The following is a 14,361-nucleotide window of genomic DNA, read 5'->3' on the forward strand; positions in this document are numbered from 1 at the left end:
GGGACGTCAGGAGGAACGAATGCCCGCAGGATCCAGCCCGAAGCGTGAACGGCAGTACGAGCACATCAAGGAAAGCTCCAAGAAGCGCGGCGCGAGCGAGAAGCGGGCCGAGGAGATCGCCGCCCGCACGGTGAACAAGGAGCGGGCACGCTCCGGGGAGTCGAAGACCGCCAGCAAGACCTCCAAGCAGGACATGTCGTCCTCCAAGCGGGGCGGGCAGCGGTCCGGCAGCAGCGGGACCAAGGGCCCCACGTACGACCAGCTCTACGAGGAGGCCAAGCGCAAGGGCATCCAGGGCCGGTCGTCCATGAACAAGTCGCAGCTCCAGCGGGAGCTCGGGAAGTAACGCGACGGCGCGTGCGCGCACGCCCCGGCCGACGGCGCATCGGCCGGGGCGCGTGCCGGTCCCCGGCGGCGGGCCGGGCGGGCACCGTCAGCCGGGGCGCGGTCAGCCGGCGCGGCACTGGGCGGTGCGGCGCCGGGTGGCGCGGCACCGGGCAGTGCGGCACCGGGCAGTGCGGCGCCGGGTGGCGCGGCACCGGGCAGTGCGGCACCGGGCGTGCGCGTCAGCCGGCCTCGCGGGGTGCGGCCAGCGGGCTGCGGTCCAGGTGCGCGAGCAGGTCGGCGGGGTCGTCGTGGATGACGGCGGCCCCTGCCTCCATGAGGTCCGCCCGTGGGATGCCGCCGCACAGGAGGCCCACACAGGTGACGCCCGCGCGGGTGCCGGCCTCCATGTCCCACACCGTGTCCCCCACGAACACGGAACGCCCGGCCTGCGCCCCCGCCAGCTCCAGCGCGTGCCGCACCGGCTCGGGCGCGGGCTTGCCCTCCTCGACGTCGTCGGCGCTCGCGGTGGCGCTGATGGCGTCGTCCGCGTCGATGGCGCGGCGCAGCGCGGACAGCTCGGCGCCCCCGGCGGAGGTGGCGAGGACGACCGTCCAGCCGTCCGCCGCGAGGGTCTTCAGCAGCCGGCCGGCGTCCCGGAAGGCGGGCAGCCTGTCGAAGTAGGTCCCGTAGAGGGTCTTGTGGGCGGCGCTGATGGCGTCGTCCTGTTCCGTGTCCCGGTCCGGGCCGAGCAGGTGCGCGATCAGGTCGTGGGAGCTGAGCCCGACGGCCCGGTGGACGGCGTGCATGGGCACGTTGTGCCCGGCCTGCCGGAACGCCTCCCACCAGGTGGTCACATGCAGGTGGTTGGTGTCGGCGAGGGTGCCGTCGACGTCGAACACCGCCGCGCGTGTCATGCCGTCTCCTTTCGCGCCCGCTCCGGCCGCCGCCTCATGTCCCTCGCCTTCACCTTCACCCTCACCCTCTACCTTGGCTTCAGCCTTCGACACCTGTGGAGGAGTGGGCGGCACCCACCGGTTTCGACTCCGGTGAGCCGCGCTGGCGCAGGAAGACGGCGAAGATCGCCATGGAGCCGACGGCGAGCAGCTCGGACTGCCAGTTCTGGAGCGTACGGCTCCAGAAATCGGCCGTGAGGAGGTAGTCGGACCACGGGACCGGGTCCTGGAGCTCGCGCAGGCGCTGCTCCCCGTACGCGGCCGCGCCGGCGACCGACTGGGCGTACCAGGAGCCCACGAAGGCCAGGAACATCACCACTCCCAGGGATCGGGAGTACAGCGCCTGCCGCACGCCCCCGACGGATGCCCAGCGGGGCGAGTCCGGGCCGGCGTGCTCGCCCATGCGCTGGTCCTTCTCCGACTCCACGCCCACCTTGTGGAGTTCCTTGGACTCCGGGGACCCGCGCTGGACCAGCCAGACCGTGGCGAAGAGGAACAGGAAGAACTGAAGGTACTCGGACTGCCAGTTCTCCGTGACGTTGACGGCGAAGTGGGACGTCGTCAGGTAGTCGCCGAAGCTCATGGCCCGGGCGCCGACGGTGCGGAGGTCGTTGTTGTACTCGGCCTGTCCGGCCAGTGCCTGCCCGAAGAGGGCGGCGAGGAAGGCGGCCCCGAAGGCGATGGAGATGCCGTTGTCCCGGAGGAAACCGGTCACGCGGTTCACCGGTGCATCATCCCCACCACGCTGAACGCGACGAGGCCACAGATCACGATGAGGAGATAGAGCGTGAACATCGTCCGCATGCGGGGAATCAGCCCCCCTTCACGAGGCAGCGGTAGGGCTTCCGGTGGCGCGGGGTGCAGCCGGCCGCGTTGACCTTCCAGCCGTCCGCGAAGGAGGTGAGGAAGTAGGTGTCCTGGTCGAGTTCGACGCGTGCCTGGCGGCCGTACACCTCGGTGGTGCGGACGTCGCCGGGGTTCGGCAGGTCCGCTTCGGCGAGTCCCGCCGCGCAGGTCGGGCCGGGGTCGTGGGCGAGTTCCTCGCGGGTTTCGGGCGCGAGGAAGTCGCAGGCGGCGGCCGTGTCCGAGGCCTGCTCGCGGGCCGTGAAGGCGGCGGCGGCCTCGGAGACGGCCCGGGTCTCCTCCAGCGGGACCCCGCAGCCGACGAGCGTCAGCGCGACCGGCACCAGGAGCGCGGCGAAGGGGGTGACACGCACGTGGCGCGGCTCCTTTCGGCACTCGGCACCTGGTGTCCCAGGGGCGTCCCGGAGGTGTCGTACGAGCATGGGCGCAGCGTCCGCGTCCGGTCACGCTCCGGCCTCTCGACACCCGGGGAGTTCCTTCGGGTGCCGTACGCGCACAGGGATCCGCGCACGGCGGGACGGCGTACGGCGTACGGGCTTGATCCGGTCGTCCCGGGTTAGAAGACCAGTGCGGGACGGACCTGGGAGGATCGGATGCCTGAGCGTATGCCGGAACAGGATCAGCGGGGCCAGCAGCGGGAGACGCCAGGGGGCGGCGGGACAGGCGGCGGGACAGTGGGGCCACAAGGGCAGGGGCGGCCGGGGGCGGGACGGACGGAGTCCGGGCCGAGCGAAACCGCTGGGCGGGACGAGACCGGAGGGCGGAACGAGACCCCGGAGGAGCGCGCGGACCGGCGGTGGGTCGAGCTGATCCAGGAGATCCGCGTCGCCCAGACGGGCGTGCAGATCCTCTTCGGTTTCCTCCTCACCGTGGTCTTCGCGCCGACGTTCGCGGATCTGCCGAGCGCCGACAAGACCATCTACATCACCACGGTGGCGCTGGGAGCCGCCGCGACCGGGGCGCTGATAGGGCCGGTGTCGTTCCACCGCATCGTGTCGGGGCGGCGGATCAAGCCGCAGGCCGTCGTCTGGGCGTCACGGCTGACGTTCGTCGGACTGGTGCTGCTGCTGGCGACGCTGATCTCGGCGCTGTTCCTGGTGCTGCGGGTGGCGACCCATGACGAGTTCGTGCCGTGGCTGGTCGCCGGAGTGGTGACCTGGTACGTGCTGTGCTGGTTCGTGCTGCCGCTGTGGGCCCGGATCCGCTACACCACGCTGGCCGACTGAGAGCCGCCGGAGAGGCCGCCGAGGACGGTCTCGATGGTGTCGGCCTCGGCTGGCGGTTTGTCGGGGCGGTGGCGGAGCACCCGCGCGAAGCGGAGAGCCACTCCGGCCGGGTAGCGCGGGGAGCGTTGCAGACCGTCGTACGCGATCTCGACGACCAGCTCGGGGCGCACCCGTACGGTGAAGCCGTCGTCCTCGACCGCCAGCTCCTGGAGCCGCTCGGTCTGCCACCGCAGCATGGCGTCGGTCAGGCCCTTGAACGTCTTGCCGAGCATCACGTGCGTGCCATCGGCGGCGCGGGCGCCGAGGTGGAGGTTGGAGAGCAGGCCCGTGCGGCGGCCGTGGCCCCACTCGGCGGCGAGGACGACGAGGTCGAGGGTGTGCACGGGTTTCACCTTCAGCCACGAGCGCCCGCGGCGGCCGGCGCTGTAGGGGGCGCCGAGCGCCTTGACCATGACGCCTTCGTGGCCGCGCGCGAGGGTGTCGGCGAAGAACGTCTCGGCCGCGTCCGTCTGCGCCGGGTCGCCGGGGTCCTCGACGACGGTACGCCGCACCCGCATGGGCTCGGGTACGAGGCGGGCCAGTGCCGCGTGCCGCTCGTGGCCGGGCAGGTCGACGAGCACGGTGCCGCCGGCGGCCAGGACGTCGAAGAAGACGGGTGACACGGGCAGGGTGGCAGCGGCGGTCGCCACGTCGATACGGGAGCCGACGCGGGACGCGATGTCCTGGAACGGTACGGGCCGGCCGGCGGCGTCGAGTGCGATCACCTCGCCGTCCAGGACGAACCGGTCCCCCGGCAGCTCGCGCGCGGCCGCCGAGATCTCCGGCAGCCGGTCGGTGATGTCGTCCAAGGACCGGGTGTAGAGGCGGACGTCGTCGCCGTCGCGGTGCACCTGGACGCGGATGCCGTCGAGCTTCTCCTCGACGACGCACGGGCCGAGGGCGGCGATGGCCTCGACCACGCTCTTGGCCGTATGGGCCAGCATCGGATGCACCGGGCTGCCGACCCGGAGCTGGAACCGCTCCAGTGCGGCCGGCCCCTCGGCGAGCAGCGCCTGCGCGACGCGGGGCAGCGAGCCTTCCAGCATCACGGCCCGCCGTACGTCCGCGGCCGGTACCGCTGCCGCCTTGGCGACGCCTTCGAGGGCGATGGCGTCCAGTGCCCCCTGCCGGACCTCCCCCGTCAGGAGCCGCACGAGGAACCGCTGCTCGGCGGCGGTCGCGGCGCCCATCAGCTCCCGCACCAGCCGCTGCCGCTCCCCCTGCGCCCCGGGACCGGCCACCCGAGCCAGCCCGGACAGGGCGGCGTCCGTGTCCATGACGGTCAGCGTGGCCTCGCCGGCCGGCGGCACGGGCTCCCTCAGGGTGCTCCAGCCCACCCCGATCCGCCCCTGCGGGAGCCGTCCCGCGAGGTACGCGATAACCAGCGGCGCCTCCTCGGGCGAGGTCGCCGAGAACAGCTCCGCCAGCGCGGCGATCTTGGCGGAGCGCCCGGAGGTGGCGGCGACCTCTCCGGAAACCTCCGCGAGTCGGGCCAGCAACATGCCGCCATCGTCCCCGCCCCACGCCCCCACCGCACCCGGACGCCCCACCCGGCACGGCCGCGTGCGCGGGGCGGGTCGGGGCGGGCGACGGGGGTGGGGGGCGGGCGGCAGGGGTGGGCTGCCCCCTGGGTGGGGCGGCCGGCTGGCTCCAGCCACGTCTACGACCACGCTCGGGCCGGGCCCGCCCTGGGAGGGGGCCTCCCCTCCCCTCCCCCCACCCCCACCCCCACCCACTCAGGAGCGCCCAGACGACGCGGCCGTATGCCGGGTTGGCGGAACGGCCGTGCGGAGGCCTCCCTTCATTCACTCAACTCCCCTACGCTTCGCTCGACTTGACGACCATCGAGATGAAGCAGGGGCACATGATGACGTTGTCGCGTACCGCAATGACGGCCACGGCCGCCGTGTTGGCCGGGGCGCTCTCCCTCGGGGTGGCCCCGGGTGAGGCGCGGGCCGGCGGTTCGGCGGTCGCCAATCCGGGGACGGCGTACTCGGACTCCACCGGGGTCGGTGTCCACAACGCGTACGAGAAGGCCAAGTACCCGTACTTCGCGGACGCCTTGGACTCGGGCGCCGGCATGCTGGAGATTGATGTGTGGACGAACGCGTTCGGCAGATCGTGGCGTGTTTCGCACAGCAACCCCCTCGGTAACGACAACAACTGCGAGAACGCCGCGCACGCGGGTGAGCTGCGCACCAAGTCCCGGAACCAGGACCTCGGCGGGTGTCTCGCGGACATCCGGGCCTGGCACGACGCCCACCCGGGGCACCGGCCCATCCTGTTGAAGATCGAGTTGAAGGACGGTTTCCAGGCCAAGCAGGGCCGGGGCCCCGCCGCGTTGGACGCGCTGTTGTCCGCCCGGCTGGGTGACGCGCTGTTCCGGCCGGCCGACCTGGCGGGAGGGCGGCCGGACCTCGACACCGCCGTGCGGGCGGATGGCTGGCCCGCGCGCTCGGCGATGGCGGGGAAGTTCGTGGTCGAGCTCATCCCGGGCACCGTCGAGGAGGACAACCCGATGGACACCCTGTGGACCGACCGCGAGTACGCCACGCACCTGCGGGACCTGGCGGCAGCGGGCCGGCTGCGGGAGGCGGCCGCGTTTCCGGCGGTGCACCATGCCGCCGCGGGCGACCCCCGCACCCGGTACGCCGACGCCGGTATACGCCCGTGGTTCGTCGTCTTCGACGGCGACGCCTCCGCCTACGCGGGCGGCTCCATCGACACCGCCTGGTACGACAGCCGCCACTACCTGGTGGTGATGACGGACGCGCACAAGGTGGCACCCGCCATCGACGGCACCAACCCGACCGAGACGCAGGCCCGGGAACGGGTGGCGCTGCTCGCCGGGCGGCACGCCAGCGTCGTGTCGGCCGACTGGTACCCGCTGCCCTCCGTGCTGTCGACCGTGCTGCCCCGGGGGTGATCAGGCAGCGCGGAGGACGGTGTCACTCGGGTGCACGGCCCTGGCCGGCTCCCGCCGTCCGGCGCCGCCGACCCAGCCGGAGACGGGCGAGCAGCCCGCTGCGGCCGGGGCGGCGCTGCGGGGGTGGCGGGCGGTGGCCGGTGCCGTCCGGGCGGGGAGCGGGCCGGAGAGCCCGGGCCTCGTCCAGGGTGAGCGACAGGCTCATCCGGTGCCACAGGATCTCGTCGGGGTCGTCCGCCAGCAGGAGCCGGTCCATGAGGTCCCGGGCGGCGAGGGACTCCGGTCGCGCGTAGGGAGGTTCGGGACGCAGGCGGTCGAGGTGTGCCCGTTCGTACGGATCGTCGACCACCTCGGCCACCTGCACCGGGGTGAGGAGGGACGCGATGGCCGCCGCGGCCGTCCAGGGGTCCTCCGCCTGGCGCAGCAGGAGGCCGAGGCGCCGTGCGCGCCAGTTGCGGGGGCGGGTGTCCTGCCCCGCGTCGAGCTTGGCGCGCACCGCGGTCGGCAGTCTGCCCGCGAGCAGTTCGGGATGGCGGTCGGCGAACTCCCGGACCTCGCCCGCCACATAGAGCCAGACGACCGCCCGGTAGCGGTTGAGGTAGAACGCCACCGGGGTGAAGTGTCCGGTCCTGGCGAGTTTGGTGAAGCGGTCGCCGGTGATCGAGGCCAGTTCGGCGGCGCTCGTGGTCCCGACCGTGCGGACGCGCTCACGCAGGCCGGTGGGGAAGTCCGGTGCGGCGCGCAGCCGCTCGATCTCCTCCTCGGCCACCCGTCGTCGCCCGCCGTTGACGCCGGGCACGGTTCGTACGTGGCCCAGTTGGACGGCGAGGTCGAACTCCTTCCTCTTCAGTTCCAGTCGCTGCGCGGCGCGCCCGTAGGCGACGGTGGGCGCTGTGGTTGAGTCCTTGACCGTCATGGCGGCTTCCCCCGTGAGGCTCGATTACTTTCCGTCACGAAGGTAGCGCGCCCGGCAACACTCGCGTCCGGCCTGTGGATAACTTCCGCCGGACCCGGTGAGCCGGCCGGTCGGGGACCGGTGAGCCGGCCGGTCGGGGGCCGGTTCAGCGGCCGGTCGGCGGCTCGTTCATCGGTCGGTGAGCGACGCGCCGCCGGGCTGCCGGGCGGCGACGGCGAGGTGCTCGCCGACCCGGTTCACGAGGAGGGTCATCTCGTAGGCGACCTGGCCGACGTCGGCCTCCGCCGCGCTGAGCACGCACAGGCAGCTTCCCTCACCCGCCGCGGTGACGAAGAGCATCGCGTCCTCGAATTCCACCATCGTCTGGCGGGCGTTACCCACTCCGAAGTGCCGCCCCGATCCGCGGGCGAGGCTGTGCAGCCCCGAGGAGACGGCGGCGAGGTGCTCCGCGTCCTCCCGTGCCAGCCCGGTGCTCGCGCCGGTGACCAGTCCGTCGTTGGACAGCACCAGCGCGTGCCGTATGTGCTCTACCCGCTTCGTCAGGTCGTCCAGGAGCCAGTCGAGTTCCTTGTCCAGAGCCATGTCCGTTCCTCCCCGTTTCGCGCGTTCCCCGCTGCCCCGTAAGCCTTGCGTACTGACGTGGGCAGGGCAAGCACTCCTGCCGGGAGCGCCGGGAGCGCCGTGGCGGCAGCGGGGCGCGGCGTCACTGGGAGTTCGCGGAACTGGGCGGTACGACCTGGATGTTGAAGCCGTGCGAGCCGGTGCCGAGGGCGATGGCGACGAACATCAGCGCGAAGTGCTCCTGTCCGCGTGCTGTGGTGATGCCTCCCAGGTCGAGCTGGGAGGACTCCGGCCAGCCGAGGTCGGCGAGCAGCCGTCCGGCGGTTGCCTTGGCCGTCGCATCGTCGCCGGAGAGGAAGACAGTGCTCGGCCCCCGCAGAGCCGATGGGTCGATCATCACCGTGCTGTCCATGGTGCACAGCGTCTTCACGACCGGCGTACGAGGGAACGCGGCCTGGATCTCCTCGCCCAGGCTGGAGTTGGGGTGGGCGAGCAACATGTCGCCGGTCAGGCCCACACCCACGTCGACCAGGGTCTTCCCGGCCAGGGCGGGGGCGCCGATGGTGGCCAGCACGTCCAGGGAGGCCGTGCCGGGGGTCGCGTTGACGAGTACGTCGGCGTGCTCGGCCGCCTCCGTCAGGCTCACGACGGCCGCGGTGCCCACGTCCAGGTTCTTGCGGTTCTCGGGCTCGCGTGAGCCCAGTACGACGTCGTGGCCCGCTGTGGACCAGCCCTTGGCCAGGGCGCGAGCGACATTTCCGGTGCCAAGAATTCCTATACGCATGCCGCCAACGCTAGGCGCGGGCGCGTGGCGGCGGATCGGGCCACGGGGGTACGCGTGTCGGGCCCAGCGGCGTAGGTCTCCGTACCTAGGAGACCGCCTAGGTGACGCCTACGTGACCGAGTCGAGCAGCCGGGCGGTGTGTACGCGGCCCGCGTATTCGACGAGGCGTACCAGGACTTCCTTGCCGGAGTCCCGGTCGCGCGCGTCGCACAGTACGACGGGGGTGCCCCGGTCGAGGTCGAGTGCGCGTGACACCTCGTGCGCGCCGTAGGACCGTGCCCCGGGGAAGCAGTTCACCGCGACGACGAACGGGATGTGCCGGTGCTCGAAGTAGTCGACCGCCGGGAAGCAGGCTTCCAGGCGGCGCGTGTCGGCGAGGACGACGGCGCCCAGGGCTCCTTGGGACAGTTCGTCCCACAGGAACCAGAACCGGTCCTGTCCCGGGGTGCCGAAGAGATACAGGGACAGTCCCGAACGGATGGTGATTCGGCCGAAGTCCATGGCGACGGTGGTGGTGGTCTTCCGGTCCACTCCCCCGGTGTCGTCGACCAGTTGTCCGGCCTCGCTGAGCTCTTCCTCGGTGCGAAGGGGCCTGATCTCGCTGACCGCGCCCACCAGGGTCGTCTTGCCGACGCCGAAACCACCGGCGACCAGGATCTTCAGGGCGAGGTCGGCGGTGTCGGACCGCTCGGAGGCCATCGATCACTCCTCTCAGGAGTGGGCTCGGGTCGGCAGAACTGAGGGCGGGAGGGCAGGGGGGAGGTTCGGAGGAGGGCAGTACAAGCGTTCTGGGTGCGGTCAGCAGTATGGCCACCGGGTCTCGGGCCCGGGCCGAACGTTCGCTTTTTGAGGCGATGTGACTGTTCCCGACCCATGGGATGTCCACATGGGTACGCGAATTGGCTCGCCCTACGACGGCCGGACCTCGAATCCGCCACGGCCGTCGAACCGCACCTCCACCACGGTGTCGAACCCGTCCGAGGGCGACGGTCTGCGCAGCCGCTTGTGGGTCGCGCGCACGCCGACGTCCGGAACACGTTGCCGCCCCTCCCGAGCGGCGTTGCGCCACAGAGAGGCCAGGAGGTCGGGAGGGAACCAGTACGCCGTCACGGCCGCGCCATGGGACCGGCCGGCGGCCACCAGAGGGCCCCACTCCTCCGGCGACGGGTTGGTGTTGTCGACCGCGACCGACCGTCCGGCGGAGAGCCCCGCCTCCACCAGGCGCATCTGCCGCTGCTGCTTGTTGCGGGCGGAACGCGGGAAGAGGTCCTTGCTCACCAGCAGATGGCTGCCGGCGAGGTGCTGCTCGTAGAAGGTCGACTTCCCGGCGGCCTGCAATCCCACCAGTACGGCGATCTCCAGCCCTGTCGTGTCCGGCGGCATCCGCTCCGGGCCTCCCTCCTGCGCAGGTCGCGGGCGCCGGTGCGCCCTGGTCCGGGCGTCCGGTCCCCGGCATCCGTCCCAAGGTCATGGGTACCCGATGGCGTGGCCGTATGGGGGCCACGCACGCGTGGCTTCCGGGCCGGCGGGGTGGCGCCGGACGAGCACGGGAGGTGGCACGCATGGCAACGGCATCGGAGACGGTCTCCGTCGGTGTCGGTGAGGTGACGCTCGCCGGAGACCTGGTGCTGCCCCGCGACGCCCGCGGGGTCGTGGCGTTCGCCCACGGCAGCGGCAGCTCGCGGCACAGCCCGCGCAACCGCGCCGTGGCGGAGGTCCTCCAGGAGGCGGGGCTGGGCACCCTGCTCATGGACCTCCTCACCAAGGACGAGGAACGCGTGGACATGGTCACCGCCGAGCTGCGGTTCGACATACCGCTGCTGGGGCGGCGCATGACGGCGGCGGTGGACTGGCTGCACGACCGTCCGGACACCGGCGGACTGCCCGTGGGACTGTTCGGTGCCAGTACGGGCGCGGCGGCGGCGCTGGTGGCGGCCGCCGAGAGACCGGAGCGGGTGCGTGCCGTGGTGTCGCGCGGCGGCCGCCCGGATCTCGCGGGCACCGCGCTCGCCGGCGTACGGGCGCCGGTGCTACTGGTGGTCGGCGGCCATGACCACGAGGTGCTGCGGCTGAACGAAGAGGCGGCACGGCAGGTCACGGCCCTGTGCTCGATCCGTGTGATCCCGGGGGCCACGCACCTCTTCGAGGAGCCGGGGACCCTGGAACAGGCCGCGGACGCCGCACGGGACTGGTTCCTCCGCATGAGCCAGGAGAGCGGCGGGTGAGCCCGGAGAGCGGCGGGCAGCCCGGAGAGCGGCGGGCAGCCCGCCCGTACCGCCCACGCGACGCACGCGCTAGAGGGCCCTGAGACCGTCGATCACCTCGCGCAGGATCTGTTCGTCGGGCAGTTGCGCGGGTGGCACGGGCCGGCTGACCCGCACATGACCGGCTTCGAGGAGGTCGCCCAGGAGCACGCGCACGACCCCGACGGGCAGGTCCGCGTCGGCTGCCAGTTCGGCCACGGACTGCGTCTCGGAGCGGCACAGGGAGAGCAGGGCCCGGTGTTCGGGGCCGAGGAGGGACTCCTCGGGCGTGCCGGGCGGGGTGTCGTCGACGACGACGAGGGCGATGAGGTCGAACCGTACGTTGCTCGGACCGGGCTTGGTGCGGCCCCCGGTCACCGCGTAGGGGCGCACGAGGGGCCCGGCGTCGGCGTCGTACCAGTGGCTGCCGGGCACCTGGCCGCACGGCGCGTGCGGCCCGCTGCCGCTGTCCTGGGTCATGGCGCGCCTCCGGTCAGCCGGCGGACGGCGGGGTGGTGGTGGCGCGCGGCGGGGTGGCCAGGTGCTCACCGACGCGCTTGACGAGGCGGGCCATCTCGTACGCGATCAGGCCGATGTCGGCGCTCGCGGCGCTCAGTACGGCCAGACACGAGCCGTCCCCGGCGGCGACCACGAACAGGAACACCTCGTCCATCTCGATCATCGTCTGGCGTACGCCGCCCGCGTGGAAGTGGCGGCCCGCCCCCTTGGCGAGGCTGTGGAAGCCGGATGCGACGGCGGCGAGGTGCTCGGCGTCCTCGCGGGCGAGCCCGCTGGAGGCGCCCACGGCGAGGCCGTCGTTGGAGAGGACGAGAGCGTGGCGTACCTCCGGTACGCGGGAGGCGAGGTCGTCCAGGAGCCAGTCCAGTTCGCCGGACGGGTGGTGGGGGGCGATCCTGTCGTGCTCGATCATCCTTCGTCTCCTTCGCGGGGACGGGTGCGGGTGCGCGGGTCGGGGGTGGTGCCGGACACGGCGACGCCGCGGGTCCAGCCGTCGCGGTAGGCCGTCATACGGGCCCTTACCTGTTCGGGGGTGCGTCCGGCGGGGTGGTCGCCGGCGCCCGGGTCGTTGCCCGGATCGGTGCCCGGGTCCGTGCCCTGGCGGGCGGTCGGCGCCTCGCGCAGTTGGGGGGCGAGGTTGGCCTGGCGTACGCGTCGGGGCAGGCCGCCGTGGTCGTCGCCCGGGGCAGCGGCCGGGGCGGGCGGCGCGGTGGTGGCGGGCGGCGGGCGCAGCGTGGTGACGGCGGCGGGCGGGGGTTCTTCGGGATGCCCGGGATGCGCGGTGTGCTCGGGGTTGTGGGGGGCGTGGGGGTGGTGGGGGTGGTGGGAGTGCGCCGTGCGGGCGGGGGCGTGCGTGGGCACGTGCGGGGCCCTGCCGTGGTCGGCCAGGGGGGCGGGTGTGAGGACCGGGTCGGGGGCGGGCGGGGCCGGGGCCTCGGTGCGGCCGGCGGGGAGGGCGCTTTGGAGCAGCGCGGTGGGCAGCAGGACGACGGCTGTGGTGCCTCCGTACGGCGAGGTGCGCAGGTGGACCTTGATGTCGTGGCGTGCGGAGAGCCTGCTGACGACGAACAGGCCGAGGCGGTCGCTGTCGAAGAGGTCGAGTGCCTCCGAGTGCGTGATGCGGTGGTTGGCCCGGTCCAGGGCTTCCTCGCCCATGCCCAGGCCACGGTCCTCGATCTCCAGGGCGTAGCCGTTGCCGACCGGTTCGCCGGTGACGCGGACCTTGGTGTGCGGCGGGGAGAACTGGGCGGCGTTCTCGACGAGTTCGGCGAGCAGGTGGGTGAGGTCGGCGACGGCGGCGCCGATGACCGCCGTCTCGGGCAGGTGCCGTACCTCCACGCGCGCGTAGTCCTCGATTTCGGAAACCGCCGCCCTGACGACGTTGGTGAGTGGCACGGGTGTCCGCCAGGCCCGGCCGGGGGCCGCGCCCGAGAGGATGATGAGGCTTTCGGCGTGTCTGCGCATCCGGGTGGTCAGGTGGTCGAGCCGGAAGAGGTCGCTCAGTTCGGCAGGGTCGTCCACGCGGCGTTCCATGCTGTCCAGGAGGTTCAACTGCCGGTGGACCAGGACCTGGCTGCGGCGGGCGAGGTTGACGAAGACCCCGGAGATGCCGCGGCTGAGTTCGGCGCGTTCGACGGCGGCGCTGAGGGCCGCTCGGTGCACGGTGCCGAGTGCCTCGCCGACCTGGCCGATCTCGTCCTGGGCGGGTTGTCCCGGCGGGGCCTCGGCATGGATGTCGAGCTCTTCACCGGCCCGTAGCCGCCGCATGGCGTGCGGGAGTTTGCGGCGGGCGATCTCCAGGGCGGTGTTGCGGAGGGTGACGAGTTCGACGACGAGGGCGCGGCCGATGCGTACGGAGATGACGAGGGAGGCGGCGACCGCGGCGAGGCCGAGGACGACGGCCGCCCCGGCAGGGGTGAGGATGCCGCCGGCGAAGGGGTCGGCACGGTCGGCGGCGCCATGGCGGGCGTCGGCCTCCAGGGCGGCCAGTGCGTCGCGTACGGCGGTGTGGTCCCGGTCCCAGGTGGTGGCGGGTACGGCGGTGGCCGCCCGGCGCCCTGCCGGGGCGGCGGTGATCCTGTTCTCGGCCGCCGTGATGTGACGGTACGCGTTCTGCTCGGAGAGCCGCTGCCAGGCGTCCCGTTGGGGTCCCGGCAGGTCGGTGGTGGCGGACAGGAGCAGGGTGCGGCGGGCTTCGACGGTGCCGGTGAACTGCCGCAGCCGCTGGGCGGTGAAGTCTCCGGCGAGGCGGGCGGAGGTCAGCAGGGCGTCCTCACGGGCGAGCATCTCGCCGGCGCGGGACAATTCGAGGAGCACGCGCGCGTGGGTGCCGTTGCGGGCGTCCTGGACGCCGGTGAGGGCACCGCTCACGTCGAAGCCCGCCGTGATGGCGGTGGTGTACCGCTCGTAGACGGTGTCCCATCCCGCCTTGCGGTCGAGGGCGGCCGCGCGGAGGTCCGTCAGCCGCTGGACCTGGTCGGTGAACCGTTGTATTCGGGCGGAGACCTCGCCCGGCACGTCGCTTCCGTCCGCGATGGTGTGCCGGTCGTCCAGGCGGAGCTTCGCGACGGCGGCGTCCGTACGCCGCGCCTGCCGCTGGAGCTCGGCGGCGGTCGCCGCGGCCTGGAGGCGGGGGGCGGCGACCTGGCGTACGGCGGCGCGGCGTTCGGCCTGGAGGGACGTGACGGCGGCGGCCACCGGCTCGCGTATCCGTTCATCCACGCGGTGCAGTTCGCGAAGCCGGGCGACGTCCTGTGCGGTGGTGACGGTGGCGAAGCCCCACAGGGCGAGGAGGGAGACGACGGGCACCATCAGCAGCGAGATGATCCTGGCGCGCACGGTCCTGGGGCGAAGGAGCGGCCGTCGCCGTTCGCGGCGCGGCGCGCGTGCGGCGGGCGCCGTGGCGGGTGGGCCGGCGTGCGCGCGCCGTCCCGGGCGGGCCGCGGGGCCGTGGGGTGTTCGGGGGGTCGGCATGGCCTCCTCGTTCCGGATGCGGTCTGGTGG

General features: G+C 73.0%; 16 protein-coding genes. 4 read left to right on the forward strand and 12 right to left on the reverse strand.

All coding sequences use genetic code 11. From position 1 onward, the window contains the following. Window positions 1-19: 19 nt before the first annotated feature. The gene (locus tag AB0J57_RS00905) at window positions 20-346 is read left to right on the forward strand and encodes a plasmid stabilization protein (protein WP_366125761.1); all 327 of its coding nucleotides are present in this window, start codon (window positions 20-22) and stop codon (window positions 344-346) included. A gap of 220 nt (window positions 347-566) precedes the next feature. On the opposite strand, the gene AB0J57_RS00910 is transcribed toward AB0J57_RS00905, so the two are convergent. From AB0J57_RS00910 to AB0J57_RS00920, 3 genes are all read right to left on the reverse strand, one after another. Further along, window positions 567-1,241, reverse strand: coding sequence for an HAD family hydrolase (locus tag AB0J57_RS00910; RefSeq protein ID WP_366125762.1), 675 nt, complete (start codon window positions 1,239-1,241; stop codon window positions 567-569). 79 nt (window positions 1,242-1,320) lie between these two features. After that, window positions 1,321-2,004 (reverse strand): DUF6766 family protein, encoded by a 684-nt coding sequence (locus tag AB0J57_RS00915; RefSeq protein ID WP_366125763.1) that lies wholly within the window; start codon window positions 2,002-2,004, stop codon window positions 1,321-1,323. Between the two features lie 88 nt (window positions 2,005-2,092). After that, window positions 2,093-2,497 carry a hypothetical protein gene (locus AB0J57_RS00920; RefSeq protein ID WP_366125764.1) on the reverse strand — a complete coding sequence of 135 codons (405 nt, stop codon included), beginning with the start codon at window positions 2,495-2,497 and terminating at the stop codon, window positions 2,093-2,095. A 321-nt stretch (window positions 2,498-2,818) separates the two neighbouring features. On the opposite strand from AB0J57_RS00920, the gene AB0J57_RS00925 reads away from it, so the two are divergent. Next, window positions 2,819-3,370 (forward strand): DUF6328 family protein, encoded by a 552-nt coding sequence (locus tag AB0J57_RS00925; protein ID WP_366126432.1) that lies wholly within the window; start codon window positions 2,819-2,821, stop codon window positions 3,368-3,370. Here AB0J57_RS00925 and AB0J57_RS00930 read toward each other — a convergent pair. Beyond that, complete coding sequence (locus AB0J57_RS00930; protein WP_366125765.1) at window positions 3,349-4,911, reverse strand: ATP-dependent DNA ligase; 1,563 nt, start codon at window positions 4,909-4,911, stop codon at window positions 3,349-3,351. The genes AB0J57_RS00925 and AB0J57_RS00930 overlap by 22 nt on opposite strands. A gap of 362 nt (window positions 4,912-5,273) precedes the next feature. Here AB0J57_RS00930 and AB0J57_RS00935 point away from each other — a divergent pair, with 362 nt between their 5' ends. Continuing rightward, the gene (locus tag AB0J57_RS00935) at window positions 5,274-6,335 is read left to right on the forward strand and encodes a phosphatidylinositol-specific phospholipase C domain-containing protein (protein ID WP_366126433.1); all 1,062 of its coding nucleotides are present in this window, start codon (window positions 5,274-5,276) and stop codon (window positions 6,333-6,335) included. Window positions 6,336-6,357: 22 nt separating this feature from the next. Here the strand turns inward: AB0J57_RS00935 and AB0J57_RS00940 are convergent, their stop codons facing one another. The 5 genes from AB0J57_RS00940 to AB0J57_RS00960 form a co-directional block, all read right to left on the reverse strand. Continuing rightward, on the reverse strand, window positions 6,358-7,251 hold the full coding sequence (locus tag AB0J57_RS00940) for a DUF6397 family protein (protein WP_366125766.1): 894 nt from the start codon (window positions 7,249-7,251) through the stop codon (window positions 6,358-6,360). Between the two features lie 168 nt (window positions 7,252-7,419). Next, window positions 7,420-7,833 (reverse strand): roadblock/LC7 domain-containing protein, encoded by a 414-nt coding sequence (locus AB0J57_RS00945; RefSeq protein ID WP_366125767.1) that lies wholly within the window; start codon window positions 7,831-7,833, stop codon window positions 7,420-7,422. Window positions 7,834-7,954: 121 nt separating this feature from the next. Then, window positions 7,955-8,632: an NAD(P)-binding domain-containing protein gene (locus AB0J57_RS00950; protein ID WP_366126434.1), complete on the reverse strand. Its 678-nt coding sequence runs from the start codon at window positions 8,630-8,632 to the stop codon at window positions 7,955-7,957. Window positions 8,633-8,704: 72 nt separating this feature from the next. Next, entirely contained in the window at window positions 8,705-9,295 is a 591-nt protein-coding gene (locus tag AB0J57_RS00955) for an ATP/GTP-binding protein (protein ID WP_366125768.1), read from the reverse strand. Window positions 9,296-9,505: 210 nt separating this feature from the next. After that, the gene (locus AB0J57_RS00960) at window positions 9,506-9,979 is read right to left on the reverse strand and encodes an ATP-binding protein (RefSeq protein WP_366125769.1); all 474 of its coding nucleotides are present in this window, start codon (window positions 9,977-9,979) and stop codon (window positions 9,506-9,508) included. 179 nt (window positions 9,980-10,158) lie between these two features. On the opposite strand from AB0J57_RS00960, the gene AB0J57_RS00965 reads away from it, so the two are divergent. Next, window positions 10,159-10,821 (forward strand): dienelactone hydrolase family protein, encoded by a 663-nt coding sequence (locus tag AB0J57_RS00965; RefSeq protein WP_366125770.1) that lies wholly within the window; start codon window positions 10,159-10,161, stop codon window positions 10,819-10,821. Window positions 10,822-10,890: 69 nt separating this feature from the next. Here the strand turns inward: AB0J57_RS00965 and AB0J57_RS00970 are convergent, their stop codons facing one another. The 3 genes from AB0J57_RS00970 to AB0J57_RS00980 are packed head-to-tail and all read right to left on the reverse strand — an operon-like array spanning window position 10,891 to window position 14,169. Continuing rightward, entirely contained in the window at window positions 10,891-11,319 is a 429-nt protein-coding gene (locus AB0J57_RS00970) for a DUF742 domain-containing protein (RefSeq protein WP_366125771.1), read from the reverse strand. Between the two features lie 13 nt (window positions 11,320-11,332). After that, window positions 11,333-11,770, reverse strand: coding sequence for a roadblock/LC7 domain-containing protein (locus AB0J57_RS00975; RefSeq protein ID WP_366125772.1), 438 nt, complete (start codon window positions 11,768-11,770; stop codon window positions 11,333-11,335). After that, window positions 11,767-14,169 (reverse strand): nitrate- and nitrite sensing domain-containing protein, encoded by a 2,403-nt coding sequence (locus AB0J57_RS00980; RefSeq protein ID WP_366126435.1) that lies wholly within the window; start codon window positions 14,167-14,169, stop codon window positions 11,767-11,769. Before AB0J57_RS00980 ends, AB0J57_RS00975 begins: the two co-directional genes overlap by 4 nt. Window positions 14,170-14,361: the final 192 nt, after the last annotated feature.

Origin of the sequence: Streptomyces sp. NPDC049837 (genome assembly GCF_040674455.1) — a bacterium.
Taxonomy (GTDB): domain Bacteria; phylum Actinomycetota; class Actinomycetes; order Streptomycetales; family Streptomycetaceae; genus Streptomyces.

Coding starts and splice junctions, on each gene's coding strand:
- AB0J57_RS00965 (WP_366125770.1), top strand. CDS start 10,159: ATGGCAACGGCATCGGAGACGGTCTCCGTCGGTGTCGGTGAGGTGACG.
- AB0J57_RS00935 (WP_366126433.1), top strand. CDS start 5,274: ATGATGACGTTGTCGCGTACCGCAATGACGGCCACGGCCGCCGTGTTG.
- AB0J57_RS00905 (WP_366125761.1), top strand. CDS start 20: ATGCCCGCAGGATCCAGCCCGAAGCGTGAACGGCAGTACGAGCACATC.
- AB0J57_RS00940 (WP_366125766.1), bottom strand. CDS start 7,251: ATGACGGTCAAGGACTCAACCACAGCGCCCACCGTCGCCTACGGGCGC.
- AB0J57_RS00930 (WP_366125765.1), bottom strand. CDS start 4,911: ATGTTGCTGGCCCGACTCGCGGAGGTTTCCGGAGAGGTCGCCGCCACC.
- AB0J57_RS00910 (WP_366125762.1), bottom strand. CDS start 1,241: ATGACACGCGCGGCGGTGTTCGACGTCGACGGCACCCTCGCCGACACC.
- AB0J57_RS00960 (WP_366125769.1), bottom strand. CDS start 9,979: ATGCCGCCGGACACGACAGGGCTGGAGATCGCCGTACTGGTGGGATTG.
- AB0J57_RS00980 (WP_366126435.1), bottom strand. CDS start 14,169: ATGGTGCCCGTCGTCTCCCTCCTCGCCCTGTGGGGCTTCGCCACCGTC.
- AB0J57_RS00970 (WP_366125771.1), bottom strand. CDS start 11,319: ATGACCCAGGACAGCGGCAGCGGGCCGCACGCGCCGTGCGGCCAGGTG.
- AB0J57_RS00975 (WP_366125772.1), bottom strand. CDS start 11,770: ATGATCGAGCACGACAGGATCGCCCCCCACCACCCGTCCGGCGAACTG.
- AB0J57_RS00955 (WP_366125768.1), bottom strand. CDS start 9,295: ATGGCCTCCGAGCGGTCCGACACCGCCGACCTCGCCCTGAAGATCCTG.
- AB0J57_RS00945 (WP_366125767.1), bottom strand. CDS start 7,833: ATGGCTCTGGACAAGGAACTCGACTGGCTCCTGGACGACCTGACGAAG.